Source organism: Streptomyces sp. NPDC048504 (genome assembly GCF_043200035.1).
GTDB lineage: Bacteria > Actinomycetota > Actinomycetes > Streptomycetales > Streptomycetaceae > Streptomyces.
In genome coordinates this window covers 215,970-233,447 of record NZ_JBICXA010000005.1, presented here as the reverse complement: position 1 = coordinate 233,447, position 17,478 = coordinate 215,970, and the positions used below count along the sequence as shown (strand labels likewise).

At 70.7% G+C, this 17,478-nt stretch carries 15 protein-coding genes and 1 pseudogene; 12 read left to right on the top strand and 4 right to left on the bottom strand.

Translation table 11 applies throughout. The annotated features are described in order from the left end of the window. Positions 1-4: 4 nt before the first annotated feature. Entirely contained in the window at positions 5-448 is a 444-nt protein-coding gene (locus ACGFY9_RS14830) for a DUF6114 domain-containing protein (protein ID WP_393754122.1), read from the bottom strand. Then, on the bottom strand, positions 448-1,131 hold the full coding sequence (locus tag ACGFY9_RS14825) for a DUF6230 family protein (RefSeq protein ID WP_393754120.1): 684 nt from the start codon (positions 1,129-1,131) through the stop codon (positions 448-450). Before ACGFY9_RS14825 ends, ACGFY9_RS14830 begins: the two co-directional genes overlap by 1 nt. A gap of 666 nt (positions 1,132-1,797) precedes the next feature. Here ACGFY9_RS14825 and ACGFY9_RS14820 point away from each other — a divergent pair. Beyond that, positions 1,798-2,448 carry a Tat pathway signal sequence domain protein gene (locus tag ACGFY9_RS14820; RefSeq protein WP_393754119.1) on the top strand — a complete coding sequence of 217 codons (651 nt, stop codon included), beginning with the start codon at positions 1,798-1,800 and terminating at the stop codon, positions 2,446-2,448. Positions 2,449-2,485: 37 nt separating this feature from the next. Here ACGFY9_RS14820 and ACGFY9_RS14815 read toward each other — a convergent pair whose 3' ends face one another. Next, positions 2,486-3,430 carry a lytic polysaccharide monooxygenase gene (locus tag ACGFY9_RS14815; protein ID WP_393754117.1) on the bottom strand — a complete coding sequence of 315 codons (945 nt, stop codon included), beginning with the start codon at positions 3,428-3,430 and terminating at the stop codon, positions 2,486-2,488. Between the two features lie 337 nt (positions 3,431-3,767). Here ACGFY9_RS14815 and ACGFY9_RS14810 point away from each other — a divergent pair. From ACGFY9_RS14810 to ACGFY9_RS14765, 10 genes and pseudogenes are all read left to right on the top strand, one after another. Further along, positions 3,768-5,228 (top strand): annotated as a pseudogene (locus ACGFY9_RS14810) (S8 family peptidase); the annotation flags it as partial. Positions 5,229-5,557: 329 nt separating this feature from the next. Further along, complete coding sequence (locus ACGFY9_RS14805) at positions 5,558-6,205, top strand: ScbR family autoregulator-binding transcription factor (protein ID WP_393754115.1); 648 nt, start codon at positions 5,558-5,560, stop codon at positions 6,203-6,205. 22 nt (positions 6,206-6,227) lie between these two features. After that, positions 6,228-7,448: a damage-control phosphatase ARMT1 family protein gene (locus ACGFY9_RS14800; protein ID WP_393754113.1), complete on the top strand. Its 1,221-nt coding sequence runs from the start codon at positions 6,228-6,230 to the stop codon at positions 7,446-7,448. A gap of 304 nt (positions 7,449-7,752) precedes the next feature. After that, positions 7,753-8,055 carry an LLM class flavin-dependent oxidoreductase gene (locus tag ACGFY9_RS14795; protein WP_393754112.1) on the top strand — a complete coding sequence of 101 codons (303 nt, stop codon included), beginning with the start codon at positions 7,753-7,755 and terminating at the stop codon, positions 8,053-8,055. Positions 8,056-8,188: 133 nt separating this feature from the next. Continuing rightward, positions 8,189-8,641 carry an LLM class flavin-dependent oxidoreductase gene (locus ACGFY9_RS14790; RefSeq protein WP_393754111.1) on the top strand — a complete coding sequence of 151 codons (453 nt, stop codon included), beginning with the start codon at positions 8,189-8,191 and terminating at the stop codon, positions 8,639-8,641. 114 nt (positions 8,642-8,755) lie between these two features. Continuing rightward, entirely contained in the window at positions 8,756-9,682 is a 927-nt protein-coding gene (locus ACGFY9_RS14785; protein WP_393754110.1) for an ABC transporter substrate-binding protein, read from the top strand. Further along, complete coding sequence (locus ACGFY9_RS14780) at positions 9,679-10,698, top strand: ABC transporter permease (protein ID WP_393754109.1); 1,020 nt, start codon at positions 9,679-9,681, stop codon at positions 10,696-10,698. The genes ACGFY9_RS14785 and ACGFY9_RS14780 overlap by 4 nt, the downstream gene beginning before the upstream one ends. Next, positions 10,695-11,549 carry an ABC transporter permease gene (locus ACGFY9_RS14775; protein WP_393754108.1) on the top strand — a complete coding sequence of 285 codons (855 nt, stop codon included), beginning with the start codon at positions 10,695-10,697 and terminating at the stop codon, positions 11,547-11,549. The genes ACGFY9_RS14780 and ACGFY9_RS14775 overlap by 4 nt, the downstream gene beginning before the upstream one ends. Continuing rightward, complete coding sequence (gene mdlC / locus ACGFY9_RS14770; protein WP_393754107.1) at positions 11,546-13,159, top strand: benzoylformate decarboxylase; 1,614 nt, start codon at positions 11,546-11,548, stop codon at positions 13,157-13,159. The genes ACGFY9_RS14775 and mdlC overlap by 4 nt, the downstream gene beginning before the upstream one ends. A 9-nt stretch (positions 13,160-13,168) precedes the next feature. Beyond that, entirely contained in the window at positions 13,169-13,960 is a 792-nt protein-coding gene (locus ACGFY9_RS14765) for an ABC transporter ATP-binding protein (RefSeq protein WP_393754106.1), read from the top strand. Here ACGFY9_RS14765 and ACGFY9_RS14760 read toward each other — a convergent pair. Continuing rightward, positions 13,914-15,152: an endonuclease/exonuclease/phosphatase family protein gene (locus ACGFY9_RS14760; RefSeq protein WP_393754105.1), complete on the bottom strand. Its 1,239-nt coding sequence runs from the start codon at positions 15,150-15,152 to the stop codon at positions 13,914-13,916. The two genes, ACGFY9_RS14765 and ACGFY9_RS14760, sit on opposite strands and share 47 nt — an antisense overlap. Before the next feature lie 169 nt (positions 15,153-15,321). Here ACGFY9_RS14760 and cyc2 point away from each other — a divergent pair, with 169 nt between their 5' ends. Further along, positions 15,322-17,475 carry a germacradienol/geosmin synthase Cyc2 gene (gene cyc2, locus ACGFY9_RS14755; protein WP_393754104.1) on the top strand — a complete coding sequence of 718 codons (2,154 nt, stop codon included), beginning with the start codon at positions 15,322-15,324 and terminating at the stop codon, positions 17,473-17,475. Positions 17,476-17,478: the final 3 nt, after the last annotated feature.

Sequence of the window (17,478 nt, the reverse complement as noted above, 5' to 3'; positions counted from 1 at the left end):
CGGGTCAGGCCTGCTGCTGGAGTTCCGTCTTCGTGGCCGTCTTCGCCTCACGCTTACGACGCTTGCGCTCCGAGCGCGGCTCCTGGTCCGGCAGCCAGCCGAACGTCATGCAGCTGCCCACGATGCCCAGCAGCAGCCCGATGAAGAAGCCGCCGAGGTTCGAGGTGAGCCAGCTGCCCAGGGAGCAGAGGATCCCGACGATCGAGTAGAAGAGCCGCTGGCCCGGGCTGAAGAGGATCAGCAGTCCGCACAGGAGCATCATCACCGGGAGCAGATAACCGGTCATGCCCTGCATCCCGATGTGCATCGCGACCTTCAGCGACACCTTCTCCGTGAGCAGGATCTCCGCCCCGCCCAGGGCGAGCAACAGCCCGCCCCAGAACGGACGGCGGGCCCGCCAGCGCCGGAAGGCGGGCCCTCTCCCCTGCTGTGGCAGGTTCTCCGACATCAGCAACCCGTGTCGCTGAAGCTGAGCTTGAGGCCCGGCAGCTTGAACACACCCGCCGTGGTGGCGTAGTTGGTCTGCCGCAGGTTGTCGATGTGCACGGTGTCGGCCTGCTGGCTGAAGACACCCTTCTTGCCCTGCACACCCGCCTTGTCGAGCGTGCTGGCGTCGTTGCCGATCTCGATGTTGTTGAAGGACGCGTTACCCGACATCTCGGTCGAGTCGGTGGTCAGGTCGGTCGCCGTCACCTTCGTCGCCCCGCTGCCCGCCTTGATGAGCAGGTTGATGCCGCCGAGGTCGACGCTCTGGCACAGGCTGTCGAGCGTGGCGTTCTTGATGGCGGAGGTGACGATCAGTTCCTGGCCGCCGGTGTCGCCCGCGTTCGGGCTGTTCGGGATCATGTTGTCGAGGTCGCCGAACTGCTCGAAGCCGGTGCCGTCCATCGACTTGGCGGTGACCGTGAACGGCATGCCCGAGATGGAGAACTGCACCCCCAGGGCGCCCTGAGCGGTGAGCACCGCGAGCGCCGCGGCGACCAGTGTGGCCGGCACCGCCATGACCGCGGCACGGCGCAGCCGGACCTGACCGCGTCTCTCGGGACCCTCTGAGGTCTCGGGTACGGAACCGCTTTCCGGCTGCTCAGGGGTGTTTCCGTTGGACGGGTTGGCGTCCGAGGGTGAAGCCATGTCTGCTCCCATGTGCTGCTCTGGTTCAACGCGAGTCGGTATCGAAGTGGCGCGTTGTCCTGGCGCGGACAGCGAGTGCGGCGCGTCCCTCCCCCCACAACTCCCGGCGGGTGCAAGGGCTTTCGAGGTTACGCAGCAGTAGCCGTCGAGGAAGTTACCGGGGGTTACATTGAAGGGTCAAGGGAGTTGTGAAAAAAGAGTGTCGATGATGCGCCACCTGTGAGGCAAGGCCTTCCCGCGCTCCCGCAAAGCCCCGGCTTGTACATCAACTTGCCCTGCATCCCTTGACGTTGACTGACACTCAGGTCTACAACTCTCCCTTGTTTGCCGGATCCGTGGCGCCGGATCCGCCGCGCGGCACGAGCCGCGTTCCCGGACTTCCCTTTCCGCAGGGGCACTTCACGCCCTCAGAGTCCGACACCCCGCGGCCCGGCACGGCCGCATCCCCCCTGGTCGTGCCGTCCGCCCCACCGTCCGGCCCGGCCGGAGACCCTCAACCCCCGCGGGCCTCCGGCCGGTGACCGGCCGGCCGCCGCCCCGGCCCGTCGCGTACGGAGAAGGCGTCACGGGCCGGCGGCGGCGAACTCGGGCGCCCCGAACCCCAGTTACCCCACCCCCCAAGAACCCCCCGGTTCGACTCCACTTCGAAAGAAGAGGTACACCCGCATGCGCACTCGCACCGTCCTCACCCTCGTCGGCTCCGTCGCCGCGCTCACCCTCCCCTTCATCGCCCCGGCGTCGGCGGCCGACACCGTGCTCACCACCGGCAGCCTCGGCGGCAGTGCCGTCGCCGTCGGCGATGTGCTGACCGCGCCCCTGGCCAGCGGCACCAGCGCCACCCTGTACTCCAGCGCGACCGGCACCAGCGGCATCAAGTGCACGACGTCGCAGTTCACGGCGACCGTCACCGACAACCCGACCGCGCCGGGCACCGCCACCGAGTCCGTCTCCGGGCAGAGCTTCGACAGCAGCAGCTGCACGAGCAACGTCCTGGGCGTCACCGGTGTCACCAGCATCACGGTCGACAACCTGCCGTACACCACCGCGGCCGTCTCGGACGGCACCCTGACCGTCACCCCGGCCAGCGGCTCCACCATCCAGACCACGGTCAAGCTGACCACCCTGCTGGGCAGCATCACCTGCGTCTACCAGGCGCCCAGCCTGACCGGCACGGCGAGCAACACCGACACCAGCATCAACTTCACCAGCCAGGCCTTCACCAAGACCTCCGGCTCGTCCCTGTGCTTCAGCGCGGGCTACTTCACCGCGAAGTACGCCCCGGTGACGGACGGCGGCGCCCCGGTCTACACCAACTAGAGGAGCAAGTAGGGCCTGTACGCGTCGAGTCGGACTTTCAGCGTCGACGCAGTCGCAGGGCCAGGGCGGCGCCCCCGGTGAGGACGAGCACCGCGGCGGCGCCGCCCGCCATCACGGGCGCCGACGGCCCGCTCGACGCGGTGTCGGTGTCGGACGCCACCGGACTGCTGCCCGGCGCGGTGCTCTCCTCGGCAGGGGACGCCTTCTGTGCCGTAGCGGACGCCGGGGCCTTGGCCGAACTGCTCGCGGCAGCAGGGGGCTTGGTCGCCGACGAGGACGGGCTCGCCGTCTTTTCCTTCGAGTCGGCCGTCCCTGTCGTAGGTGTCGGCGAAGCGGCGCCGCCCCCGGGGAACACCACGTCCGAGCACGAGTAGTAGGTGTCCTCGGTACTGCTGTTCTGCCAGATGGTGTAGATCAGCTGGCGCCCGGTCCGGCCCGTCGGCAGCGTCGCCTCGATGCGGTACGCGCCGCCGGTCAGCGGCGGGTCCTTCACCTCGGCGAACGGCGTCGTCGGCAGCTCGGACCAGGTCAACGGCTTCGACGCGTCGTAACCGGCCTTCGTCAGATACAACTTGAACGTGCCGGTGTGCGCGATCGTCGACGCGTACGTCATCGTCAGCTTCGCCCCCGGAGTCAGCCGCGTCGACGGCCAGTCGGTGCGCGCGAGGTTCAGCCCCTTGTAATCGGACAGGCCACCGCTGCACAGCTTCCCGTCGGGGATCAGCTGCCGGTCGCGGCCGTTGATGTCGGGGACCCGCAGGTTGTCCCAGTAGGTGAAGGGCGCCCCGTTCGCGGCGATGGCCGCCTTGCACGCGGCAGAGTCGGCCTGGCTGCCGCCCTGGGGCGAGCAGGCGTAGACCCGGCTGACCGGATACGTCGGCGCCCCGTGCGCCTGCGCCGGACCCGCCGCCCAGACGGTGAGCAGCAGCGGGGCCATGGCGGCGGCCGCCATGGCAGTGCGATGTGCGGTCATCCGGGACATCCGGAACGTCTCCTCGGCCGGGGGCGGCAACGGTCTGTTCGTGCAATACGGGAAGCGGGCCCGGCGCGTTCAGTCCGCCCTCCTTGCCGCGAATCCGGACGTATCCGGTCAACCGCCCGATGTTCAGGGGTGGTTTCCGGCCTGATCGAGGGTTTCCCCCGTATCCGTATGACCTTCTCTTTGCCTATCGTTTGGCCACAGCTGACCCACAGGCGACCCCTGTCGAGGCGGCCGCCCGCGCCCGGCGCTCTCTGGTTCGACCCCCCACCGCTTCGACGGCGAAGCGCATCGACCGCCGCTCCGCGCTGCTTGGAGTACGGCCACGAAAGGCAAGCCCTTGCGCACTCCCACGGCATTCCCCACCGGACGGACCCTGATATCCGTCGCCGCGGTCTCCGCGGCCCTCCTCGCCACGGCCGCCACCTCGGTCGCCGTCGCCCAGGTGCCCCCCACCCAGGCCACCGCACCGGCCCTGTCCGGACAGACCGAGGCCGCCCCCGGCACCCTCGCCGAACGCCTCATCGTCGGCTACAAGTCCGGTGCGGCGGAGGCCAGTTCGAACCGCGCCGCCGAGGCCGACGCCACCGCCAAGGGCAAGGAGACCGGCGAGAGCGTCGCCTTCCAGCGCCGCCTCGGCACCGGCGCCGCCCTGGTGGGCCTCGGCAACGCCCGCAGCACGACCGAAGTCGCCGACGTCATCGCCGAGTTCAGATCCGACCCGCAGGTCTCCTACGTCGTACCGGACCGGCTGAACACCCCGCAGGCCGACCCGAACGACACCGGGTACAGCAAGCAATGGGACCTCTTCGAGTCCACCGCCGGGATGAACGTGCCCGCCGCGTGGCCGACTTCGACCGGCAGCGGTGTCACCGTCGCCGTCATCGACACCGGGTACGTCACGCACTCCGACCTCGCCGCGAACATCGTCGCCGGCTACGACTTCATCAGCGACACCGCCGTCTCGGTCGACGGCGACGGCCGCGACAGCAACCCGGCCGACCCCGGCGACCACTACGCCGCCAACGAGTGCGGCTCGGGCATCCCGGCCGGCAACTCCTCCTGGCACGGCACCCATGTCGCCGGCACCATCGCCGCCGCCACCAACAACGGCAAGGGCATCGCGGGCATCGCCTACGGCGCGAAGATCTCCCCCCTGCGCGTCCTCGGCAAGTGCGGCGGCTACGACTCCGACATCATCGACGCCATCACCTGGGCGTCCGGCGGCAGCGTCTCCGGCGTCCCCGCCAACGGCAACATCGCCAAGGTCATCAACATGAGCCTGGGCGGCGACGGCGCCTGCACCTCGGCCACCCAGAGCGCGATCACCGCCGCCGTGAACCGCGGCACCACGGTCGTCGTCGCTGCGGGCAACGACAACGACAACGTCGCGAACCACTCCCCGGGCAACTGCGCCAACGTCATCTCGGTCGCCGCCACCAACCGCGCCGGCGCCAAGGCGTCCTACTCCAACTACGGCTCCGGCGTGGACATTTCGGCCCCCGGCGGCCAGACCAGCACCGGCACCGCCAACGGCATCTACTCCACGCTGAACTCCGGCACCAAGACGCCGTCGACCGAGTCGTACGCCTACTACCAGGGCACCAGCATGGCCACCCCGCACATCGCGGGCCTGGTCGCGCTCATGAAGTCCGCCAATTCGGCGCTCACCCCGGCCCGGATCGAGTCGGCCATCAAGGCCAACGCCCGTGCCCTGCCCGGCAGTTGCTCCGGCGGCTGCGGCGCCGGACTCGCCGACGCGGCCAAGACCGTCCAGGCCGTGAGCGCCGGCAGCGGCACCGTGTCCTCCGCTCGGTAGTCCGGCGGCACAGGGAATCCACAGAAACAGACCGACTGACCCGTAGGGTGAGGCACTTCCTCGGAGGTGCCTCACCAGGGCGGTCGGTCTTCTGTTTGGCCGGGAAGTGGCGCTAACACGTGCCACAGCAACCGAAAGTGGTCAAGAGCCGGGGCAGGGGTGACAGAGAGACGCAAGTGATGGGAACGTGAGGGGTGTTGGTGGTCTTCGGGTACAAGGTCGACACCGCCGTACCGTGAGCTACTGTGTACAGGGGGTAACAAAAAACGGCATGGGCCGTTGTTTTTCCTTCATCGGGAGAGTCTCAGTCGATGGCGAGGCAGCTACGGGCCGAACAGACCCGCACAACGATCATCACGGCCGCCGCCGAGCTGTTCGACCGGCAGGGCTATGAATCCACCAGCCTGAGCGACATCGTCGACCAAGCCCAGGTCACCAAGGGCGCCCTGTACTTCCACTTCGCGGCCAAGGAGGACCTGGCCCACACGATCCTGGAGATGCAGGCCAAGGCCTCCCGCCAGATCTCCAAGGAGATGGACGGCAGGGGCTACTCCTCACTGGAAACGTTGATACGTGTCACGTTCGGCATGACACGGCTGGCCGTCGAGGGCCCCATCCCGCGCGCCGGACTCCGGCTCGCCGCGGGGGAGATCGAGGTACGGCCCCCGATGCCGCACCCCTTCGCCGAGTGGCTGGACATCGCCTCGCGCAAACTCGCGGGCGCCGTAGCCGAGGCCGACGCGCACCCCGACACCGACGTGGACGCCGTGGCCCGTACGCTCGTCGGCCTCTTCGTCGGCATCCGCGTCCTGGGCCGCACCCTCGAACCGGTGGCGTTACAGCCCCGCAGAACGGCGGAGATGTGGCACCTGGTGATCCGCGGCCTGGTCCCCGTCCCCCGTCGCGCCCGCTATCTCAGCCTCGCCGCGCGCCTGGAGCGGGAGATCGAGACCGACTGACCCGCCCGGTACGGTGAGGCGCATGCCCGACACCCCCACCGCGCCCGTGATCCTCGGCAACGAGCCGGACTCGTTCCCCCGCAGCGTGCTGGCCGAACGGCACCCCGCGATCATCCAGCAGGTCCGGGACGCCTTCCCGTACGACCCCGGGCAGCACCGCGCCCTCGACACCCTCCTGAAGAACTGCACCGAGGGCACGATCGAACCCCTCCCCGCCGACGCCCCCGACCGCGACCAGTGGGCTGCCTGGGGCACCGACACCTACGCCGGACAGTCCTGGTACGACGTGCCCTGGCTCTGGTCCGAGAGCTACTTCTACCGCCAACTCCTCGAAGCCGTCGGCTACTTCGGCCCCGGCGCCTGGCAGGGCATCGACCCGTTCCGCCCCTTCAAACGCGCCGAACTCGACGCCCCCGAGACGGACGAGGAACTCGCCGCACTCGACGAGCTGGAGACCAAGCCGCCGGAGGAGCGCGCCAACTCCCTTCTGCACGGCTCCCTTTGGGGCAACCGCGCGGACCTCGGCTTCCGTCTCTCGGCAGCCGGAGCGGAGTCGGCTTCGCAGGCCCCGGTCCCGGCCCTGGTGGCCGACGACAGCGAACCGCTCTGGTCCCTCCTCTCCGGCACCGGCACCCTCTGCCTCGTCGCCGACAACGCCGGCCGCGAACTCATCCCCGACCTCCTGCTGTTGGCCCACCTCCTCGACCAACGGCGCGTCGAGCACGCGGTGTTGCACATCAAGCCCCACCCCTACTACGTCTCCGACGCCACGACCGCCGACGTGGTCGACGCCCTGCACCGGCTCGTCGGCGCGCCGGGTGCGGCGGCGACGTACGGCCGCCGCCTCTGGTCCGCCATGGCGGACGGCCGCCTCACCGTGCGGGCCCACCCCTTTTCCTGCGCCCCGCTGCCGTACGCCGAGATGCCCGCCGACCTCCGCGCCGAGTTCGCCGCGGCCACCCTGACGATGGTGAAGGGCGACCTCAACTACCGCCGCCTGGTGGGCGATTGCCGCTGGGCCCCCACCACGCCGTTCGCCGACGTCACCGCGTACTTCCCGGGCCCGGTCGCCGCCCTGCGCACCCTCAAGTCCGACGTGATCACGGGCCTGGCCGCCGGAACGGAGTCCGCGCTGGTCGCGGCGGAGGGGCAGCGCTGGCGTACGGGCGGCACCCATGCGCTGATCCAGGTGCGGGGGGGCTTCCTAGGCCGTGTCCGCAAAGTCCCTCCCCCACTGCCTTAAAGGCGTGGGAGGTGCCCCCAGCCCCGCGACGCCCGGCACGCTCCCCACTGCCTTAAGGGCGTGGGAGGTGCCCCCACTCGCCGCACCGGGCGAAAGCCCAAGTACGTCCAGTACGAGGGCTTCCGCCCGGCACTCCCCCAGCCTCCGGCCGGGGGCCCCAGAGCAGGCACCGGACGCCGCGGGGCCCGCCCTTCGCGCGGACGACGGGACTTTGCGGACACGACCTAGGCGCCCGCCGCGTAGTTGGCTCGGTCACCGACGTCTCTTGCCGGACGTGTCGTCGCGCGAGGGGAGTACGACCGAGATGCGTATCGGAGTGGCACCGCACCGTCTGTGGCCCGACGGCGAGGGGGAGTTGGACGAGGTCATCCAAACCGCTGTCAAGGCCGAGGAGTTGGGCCTCGACCACGTCTTCGCGAGCGGTCACGCGGTGGCCGGTGACTTGGGGGTGACCCCGGACCCGCTGGTCCTGCTGGCCGCGGTGGCCGGGGCGACCCGGCGGATCGGGCTGGTCACCAGCATCCTGGTCCTGCCGCTGTACAACCCGCTCCTCCTGGCCCATCAGACCGCCACCCTCGACCGCCTCTCCGGAGGTCCGGGGGTCTGAGGGTATCCCCCAGAAAACGCAGCACGCTGGGCGTCGGCACCGGCTGGGACGTCGAGGAGTTCGTGGCCGTAGGCGTCCCGTTCGCGGGCCGGGGTCACCGGATGGACGAACAGCTCGTCGCCGTACGGCAGTTGTGGCGCGGCGAGGGCTCACCGCGGCTCGGGGTCTGCCGCGCACCGAGGGCGGTCCGCCGGTGTGGATCGGCGGACAGAGCGACGCCGCACTGCGCCGGGCCCTGCGGTTCGGCGACGCGTGGCACGGGTCCGGGGTCGATGCCGAATCGCTCACCGGGGTGCGGGCGCGGCTGGCCGCGCTCGGCGACGAGGTGGGACGCGACCCCGGTGAACTGGCTTTGACGGCGGGCCTGTTCCTGGTTCCGCCCGGGTTCGCGCCTTCGGTGAAGGTGCCGGGCCGGCCGCTGGGCGGGGAGGACGCGACGGCCGAGAGCGTACGGGACGAGCTGGGCCGGCTGTCCGACGCCGGGCTCGTCTCCGCGTCCCTGTGGCTGCCGGTGGCCACGGAGGCGTTGCAGGACGCGCTCGCGTGGGTCGCCGGGGAACTGGTTTCGCATTTTTCCACAGCGTGAATCTTTGTCCGACGCGCGTGTGGTGATCATGCCAAAACGCTGGTATTCCTTGCTCGCATGACGACTTCACGTCCATTACAAGTGGGAACAGGGAGGTTGGCGGCGGGCGCGGCTGTGCTGGCACTCGTGCTCGTCGCCTGCGGCGACGGCGGCGACGGCGGGGGCTCCGGCTCCTCCGGCGGAGGGCGGCAGAAGGTCACCGTGGCCGCCCTGCCGCTGACGGACGCGGCGGCGCTCTACATCGCGCGGGACCGCGGGCTGTTCGTGAAGGAGGGCCTGGACGTCTCCATCCAGCCCGTCCAGCAGAGCATCCAGGCCCTGCCCGCCCTCTCCAAGGGCCAGGTCGACATGATCGCGAGCGCGAACTACGTCACCTTCCTCCAAGCCGACGAGAAGGGCACCCTCGACCTCCGCATCCTCGCCGAGGGCGTCCGCACGGCACCGCACATGATGGACGTCCTCGTCCCGAAGGACTCACCGATCAAGAGCGCCGCCGACCTCAAGGGCAAGACGGTCGCCGTGAACATCCTCAACAACATCCAGTCGCTCACCCTCGACGCGATCCTCGACCAGCAGGGCGCCGGACACCCCGTCTACCGGCAGATCGCCTTTCCACAGATGGGCCCCGCCCTGCAGAAGGGCCAGGTCGACGCCGTCCACGCGGTCGAGCCCTTCGACAGCGCGATCCAGGGCGAGTTGAAGGCGCGGGTGCTGCTCGACGGCGGGTCGGCGCCCGTCCAGTCCCTTCCGATCAGCGGCTACGTCACGACACGCGCCTTCGCCGAGAAGCACGCCAAGGCCGCGGCGGCGTTCAAGCGGGCGATCGAGGCGGCGTCGAAGATCGCGGCCCAGGACCCCGCCGCCGTACGCGCCGAACTCCCCAAGTACACCAAGGTGACCGCGGATCAGGCCAAGACCATCAACCTGCCCGCCTACCCGGCCACCACCGATGCCGCCCAACTCGATCGCCTCGTCGAACTCATGCGGAAACAGGGGCTGTTGAAGAAGCCGCTCGACCCGGCCACGCTCCTCGTCAAGTGAACCGCCGCCAGGAACTCGCCCTCGGCGCGCTCGGCGTCCTCCTGGCCTTCGGCGCCTGCGAGGCGATCGGGCGAGCGGGCGTCGTACGACGCGGCTATCTGCCGCCCGCGTCCGAAGTCCTCGCCCGCGCGGTCGAGTTGGCGGCCGACCGCACCTTCCTGGACGGCGTCGCGGTCACCCTCCGGGCCTGGGCACTCGGGCTCGGACTGGCGTGCGCGATCGCGATTCCGCTGGGCCTGCTGCTGGGCAGCGTGCCGGTGATCGACGAAGCGGTACGCGCGGTCATCGAGTTCCTGCGCCCGCTCCCGTCCGTGGCGTTGATCCCCCTCGTCTCCCTCCTCCTCGGTTCCGGCACCGGGACCGAGGTCGCGCTCATCACCTACGCCTCGGTCTGGCCGATCCTCTTCAACACCGTCCACGGCCTGTCCGAGACCGACCCCGTGGCCAAGGACACGCTGCGCGCCTTCGGCTTCGGCCGCCTCTCGGTCCTGCTGCACGTCGAACTCCCCGCCACCGCACCCTTCATCGCCGCCGGCCTCCGTATCTCGGCCGCCACGGCCCTGATCCTCGCCATAGCCACCGAACTCCTCTCCGGCTTCGGCCAGGGCCTCGGCATCTTCATCGCCCAGGCCCAACTGGCCACGGACGGAACGCGGGACGTGCTGGCCGGGGTGGTGTGGGCGGGGGTGCTGGGGCTGGCGATCAACGGGGTGCTGGTGCGGTTGGAACGGCTGGCGTTCCCGTGGACGGCGGGGCATCGAAGGCGGGACGGCTCCGGTGGGGCGCGGCGGAGCGGACCCGCTGTCGCACGCCGGGACGGATCGAAGGATGCCGGGCGGGGCGGATTGGGGTGTGCGCGGTCGGTCGGCTCTGGTGATTACCGGTCGGCGGGGGGTGGCGGGGCAGGACCGGACGGTGTCGGGCAGGGCGGATCCGGTCCCGCACGGCCGGTCGGCTCCGGTGATCGCCGGGCGGAGGGCGGCGGCGGGACGGCAGCGGGCGGGGCGCCGACATGAGCCACCCGCCCCTCTCCGCGACGCGCCGCACGCCGGGCCGTAGAACCCTTCCGGTCCGCGGTGCTCTCCTGCGGTGGCTGGTCCTCGTACTCGCCCTGTCCGCCTGGGAGTTGGCCGCCCGTGCGCACGGCAGCGTCTACTTCCCGCCGCCCGTCCGCATCGCCCGCCACGCCTACGACCTGTGGTTCTCGGGGCCCGTCGAGCACGTGTTCCTCACCTCGGCCGCCGTCGACACGATCCTGCCCAGCCTCGGCCGGACGGCCGCCGGGTTCGTGCTCTCCGCCGTCGCGGGGATCGCCCTCGGCATCGCGGTCGGTCGCTCACGCCGGGCCTACGCCCTCTGCGACCCGGTGCTGCAGTTCGCCCGTGCCGTACCGCCGCCCGCGCTCGTCCCGGTGTTCGTCGTCGTGTTCGACTTCGGTACGCCGATGCAGCTCGCGTCGATCGTGTTCAGCGCGGTCTGGCCGGTGTTGATCAACACGGCGGAGGGTGCCCGTGACGTCGACCCGCTGCGGCTCGACGTCGCCGCCGTACTGAGCCTGACCCCGGCCGAACGCCTCTGGTTGCTGCTGCTGCCCTCCGCGCTGCCCCGGATCTTCGCGGGCCTGCGCCTCAGCCTCTCGCTCTGTCTCGTCCTCATGGTGTTCTCCGAACTGCTGCCGGGCACCGCGAACGGCATCGGCTTCGCGCTCACCGACGCCCAGTCGCGCTCCGACCTGCTGACCGTGTGGGCGGTACTGGTCCTGCTCGGCACCCTCGGATTCCTGCTCAACACCGGCCTGCTGGCGGCCGAGAAGCGGCTCACCGGCAGGGGGAGCCACAACGGAAGCAGCAAGGGAAGGTCCACATGAAGGGAACCGTTCTGGACGCCGTCGTCCAGCTCCTCCGCGACACCGGGATGACCACCGTCTTCGGCAACCCGGGCTCCACCGAACTGCGCATGTTCCGCGACTGGCCCGACGACTTCACCTACGTCCTCGGCCTCCAGGAGTCCACGGCCGTCGCCATGGCCGCGGGCCACGCGCTCGGCACCCGCGGCGCCGCGTTCGTCAACCTGCACTCGGCCGGCGGCGTCGGCCACGCCCTGGGCGCCGTCTTCAACGCCCACCGCGACCGCGTCCCGCTGGTGATCCTGGCGGGCCAGCAGGCGCGCTCCCTGCTCCAGCTGCGCCCCTTCCTCGGCGCCGACCGGCCGGCCGAATTCCCGCGCCCCTACGTCAAGTTCGCCCACCAGCCGGAGCGCGCCGCCGACGTCCCCGCCGTCCTCGCCGAGGCCCACCGCATCGCGATGACACCACCGCGCGGCCCGGTGTTCGTCTCCGTCCCCGAGGACGACTGGGACCAACCGGCCCAGCCCGTCGAACCACGCACCGTGCACACCGGGTTCACCGCCGACCCGCACGCCCTGGCCGCCCTCGCCGCCCGCCTGGACGGCTGCGCCCGTCCCGCCCTGGTGGTCGGCCCCGGCGTGGACGACGAGGACGCCCTTCCCGAGGTCCGCGAGCTGGCCGAACGCACCCGCGCCGCCGTCTGGATCAGCCCGCTCTCCGGCCGCTCCGGCTTCCCCGAGTCCCACCCCTTCTTCCAGGGCTTCCTGCCACCGGTCGCCGGCCAACTGGCCGCGCGGCTACGGCCGTACGACGTCGTCGTGGCCTTCGGAGCGCCCGTCTTCACCTACCACGTCGACGACGGCGGACCGCTCCTGCATCCCGGCACCGAACTCCACCACCTGGACTGCGACCCCGCGCAGGCGGCCTGGCTGCCGACCGGCACCAGCATCGTCACCACCCTCAGGCCCGCCCTCACCCAACTCGCCGCCCTGCTCAAGACGGCCGACCGCGAACCGCCGCCGCCCCGCCCGGCACCCGCACCGCCGGAACCCGGCGCGGGCCTCACCGCCGAACTGGTCCTCGACCACCTGCGCACCCGCGTGCCCGGAGACCGCGCCCTGGTCCTCGTCGAGGAAGCCCCCAGCCACCGGGACGCCCTCCACGCGCGCGTGCCCGTCGACAGTTCCGGCGGCTTCCTCACCACGGGCAGCGGAGCCCTCGGCTGGGGCCTGCCGCTCGCGGTCGGCCGCGCCCTCGCCGACCGACGCAGGCTGGTCTGCGTGATCGGCGACGGTTCCGCGCTCTACTCGGTGCAGGCCCTGTGGACGGCGGCGCAGCACCGGGCGCCGGTGACCTACGTCGTCCTCGACAACGGCGGCTACGCGGCCGTCCGCGCCCTGGGCCGCCGTATCGGCGTCGCCCCCGTCCCCGGCACCGACATCCGAGGCGTCGACTTCGTCGGCCTGGCCGAGTCCTTCGGCTGCCCGGCGACCTGCGTCGACGACCCCGCCGTACTCCCCGAAGCCCTGGACCGCGCCCTGCGCGCACCCGACGAGGACGGCCCGCACCTGCTGCACGTCCGGGTCGCCGCGGGCGAGGGAGGGCTCTACACCGAACCCTGGGCCAGGTGACCGACCGCGATGCTCCGCCTCGACGCCCTGAGCCAGTACTACGGCGACCAGCCCGTCCTGCACGACATCACCCTCACCGTGCCGGACGGCCAACTCCTGTGCGTGGTGGGCCCGTCGGGCTGCGGCAAGTCCACGCTGCTGCGCACCGTCGCCGGACTGCTGCCCGCGCGCGGGGGCACGATCACGATCGACGGCACAGCGGTCACCGGCGTACCCGACCGCCTGGCCGTGGTCTTCCAGGACTACGGCCGTTCGTTGCTGCCCTGGCTCACCGTCCGCGACAACGTCGCCCTGCCCCTGCGCCGCCAGGGCCTGCGCCGGGCCGAGCGGCGCGCCGAGGCGGAACGCATCCTGGACCGCGTCGGCCTGACCGGCGCCGCCCGCCGCCATCCCTGGCAGCTCTCAGGCGGCATGCAGCAGCGCGTAGCCATCGCCCGCGCGCTGGTCTGCCGCCCCTCCCTGCTGCTGATGGATGAACCCTTCGGCTCCCTCGACGCCCAGACCCGCGAGGACCTGGAGGACCTCCTCCTGGAGGTGCACCGCACGGACCGTACGACGATCGTGTTCGTCACCCACGACATCGACGAAAGCGTTTACGTCGGAGACCGTGTCGTCGTCCTGACGCCCGGCCCCGGCGCGAAGGTGGCGCTGGACCTGCCGGTCGAACTCTCCTGCCCCCGCGACCAGATCGGCACGCGGGGGCTGCCGGAGTTCGTGGCCCTGCGCACGCGCGTGGGCCGCGCGGTGCGCACGCCTAGCCCAGCCGCACGTCCTGCCACACCATCCGGTGGTCCGATGTGACGACCGTTCTGCCGTCGCCGACCAGGCGGTACAGCGGGTCGTCCGAGGTCGGCCAGAACACGCCGTTGCGGCCGGGGAGCAGGCCCTTGGACGGCAGGACGTGGTCCACGCGCAGATTGCCGGGGGCCGTGTCGCTGAAGTCGCCCGTGTCGTACGCCGGATCGCCGATCTGGCCGATGTTCGCGCCGCCCTGGAGCTTCGCGGCCTCGACCCCGCCCGCGCTGGCCGGCGGCTTGGCGGGGAGATTGATCGCCGGGTGGTCGAGGAACTGCCGTACGGCGTGGTCGTAGCTGTCGCCGTCGTACGGATCGGCGTTCTGGTCGCCCGCGATCACGAAGCGCGAGCCCGGCCGCAGACCGCCCCGGACGCCCTTGTCGTCGTAGAGATAGGCGCTGCGGGTGTGGCCGCCGATGTAGTCGGCCCACAGGCGGATCTCGTCGTGGTTGCGGCGGCCGTTGCGGTCCTCCGCGCCGTCGAAGGTGGGCGGCGTCGGGTGCGAGACCAGGAAGTGCACCGTCTCGTGGCCGAGGCGGATTGGCACGTCCCAGTGGCTCTTGGAGGAGAGCCGCAGGATCGCGCGGGCCGCGTCGCTGTAGTAGCCCGGCGGGATCACGTTGCCCGGCATGTCCTTCCACAGGAAGTGCTGGAAGGTGCGCACCGCGCGCGTGTCGATCGGGAACTTGGACAGGACGACCATGCCGTACTGGCCCGGGAAGAAGCCGTAGCCGAACGCGTCCTGCCCGTACGCGTCCGAACCCGGCGTCGTCACCACGCCGTTCTTGCCGTCGAGGTCGACGCCCGAGGGGACGCCCGTGTTCACCGGGCCGGTGAAGTAATGCGGGAAGTGGATCGGGCGGGCGCCGTTGTGGCCCCGGGACAGGTAGTTGTCGAGGAACAGGCGGACCGCTCCGCCGCCCTCCACGTAGTCGAACTCGTTGATCAGCAGGATGTCCGGGTTCACCCGCTGGATGGTCTCGGCGACGTTCCGCGCCTGGGCGTTGTCGGGCGTCGACAGGTCCGTGACCAGCGCGCCCTGCGTGGCGCGGTTCAGGGAGGCGTTGAACGTGGCGAACCGTACGGTCCGCCCGTACCGCTCGGACGCCGACGCGCGGAGCGTGGCGGTACCGGTCAGCGCCGCTCCGGCCAGGGAGGCGAGCGTGGCGCGGCGGGAGAAGGTTCGGGAGTGGTTCATCGGGACTCCGGCCAAGGGAGGGGACACGTGAACCCCCGTAGTCTGCGCGCGTAGAAGTGAACGTCACAAGATGCGGGCGAAACTCATGGGTTCACTCCTGATTCACGCGATGGTGTGATCATGTCCCCTGCCCGGGATGGCCGTTGAGAGCCACGGGTAGGGCCCGGCCATGACCCAGCCGTTCGAACTCCCGCACTTCTACATGCCGTATCCCGCGCGCCTCAACCCGCATCTGGACGAGGCCCGTGCCCACTCCTCCGTGTGGGCACGCGAGATGGGCATGCTGGAGGGCTCCGGGATCTGGGAGCAGGCCGACCTCGACGCGCACGACTACGGCCTGCTCTGCGCCTACACCCACCCCGACTGCGACGGGCCCGCCCTGTCGCTGATCACCGACTGGTACGTGTGGGTGTTCTTCTTCGACGACCACTTCCTGGAGACCTTCAAGCGCAGCCAGGACCGCGCCGGCGGCAAGGCCTACCTGGACCGGCTGCCGCTGTTCATGCCGCTGGACCTCTCAACTCCCGTACCGGAGCCGGAGAATCCGGTCGAGGCGGGGCTCGCCGACCTGTGGGCGCGCACGGTGCCCTCGATGTCCGTCGACTGGCGCCGCCGCTTCGCCGTCTCCACCGAGCATCTGCTCAACGAGTCACTGTGGGAGCTGTCCAACATCAACGAGGGGCGGGTCGCCAACCCCGTCGAGTACATCGAGATGCGCCGCAAGGTGGGCGGCGCGCCCTGGTCGGCGGGGCTGGTGGAGTACGCGACCGCCGAAGTGCCCGCGTCCGTCGCCGAGGAGCGGCCGCTGCGGGTGCTGATGGAGACCTTCTCCGACGGCGTCCACCTGCGCAACGACCTCTTCTCCTACCAGCGGGAGGTCGAGGACGAGGGCGAGTTGAGCAACGGCGTGCTCGTCCTGGAGACCTTCTTCGGCTGCACCACCCAGGAGGCCGCCGACACCGTCAACGACGTCCTCACCTCCCGGCTCCACCAGTTCGAGCACACCGCGTTCACCGAAGTGCCCGCCGTGGCCCTGGAGAAAGGTCTCACCCCGGACGAGGTCAGGGCCGTCGCCGCCTACGCCCAGGGTCTGCAGGACTGGCAGTCCGGCGGCCACGAGTGGCATCTGCGCTCCAGCCGCTACATGAACGAAGGCGCCCTCGACAACTCGCCGTTGAACGGCCCGACCGGCATCGGCACCTCCGCCGCCGACATCGGCGCCCTGCTCGCCGCGGCCGGCGCCGAACGGCTGCGCGCCTACACGCACGTTCCCTTCCAGAAAGTCGGACCGTCCCAACTTCCCGACTTCTACATGCCGTTCGAGGTCGAACTCAGCCCGCACCTGGACGGCGCCCGGCACCGCCTCGTCGACTGGTCGCACGCCATGGGCATCCTGGAGGAAGGCGTCTGGGACGAGGAGAAACTCGCCGCCGCCGATCTCCCGCTCTGCTCCGCGGGCATCGACCCGGACGCCACCGAGGCGGCCCTCGACCTCAGCTCCCGCTGGCTCGCCTGGGGGACCTACGGCGACGACTACTACCCCCTCGTCTACGGCATCCGCGGCGACCTCGCCGCCGCCCGCGTCACCACGGCCCGCCTCTCGGACTGCATGCCCATCGAGGGGCCGGCGGTCATCGTGCCGGTCAACGGCATGGAACGCGGGCTCATCGACCTGTGGACCCTCACGACCGCCGAGATGCCCCTGGACGACCGGCGCACCCTGAAGACCGCGATCAACACGATGACCGAGAGCTGGGTCTGGGAACTGGCCAACCAGATCCAGCACCGCATCCCCGACCCGATCGACTACCTGGAGATGCGCCGCGCCACCTTCGGCTCCGACCTCACCCTCAGCATGTGCCGCATGGGCCACGGCCCGAAGGTCCCGCCCGAGGTCTACCGCACCGGCCCCGTCCGCGCCCTGGAGAACGCGGCCATCGACTACGCCTGCCTCCTCAACGACGTCTTCTCCTACCAGAAGGAGATCGAGTACGAGGGCGAGGTCCACAACGCGATCCTCGTCGTGCAGAACTTCTTCGGCATCGACTACCCCACCGCACTCGGCGTCGTCCACGACCTGATGACCCAGCGCATGCACCAGTTCGAACACGTCGCCGCGAACGAACTGCCCATCGTCTACGACGACTTCGACCTCTCGGACGAGGCACGCGAGATCATGAAGGGCTACGTCACCGACCTCCAGCACTGGATGGCGGGCATCCTGAACTGGCACAGCGAGGTCGACCGCTACAAGTCCGCGTACCTGGCGAGGCGTTCACACGGCTTCGTGCCGGACCGGGTGCCGGCGCTGCCGTTCGGCTGAGGT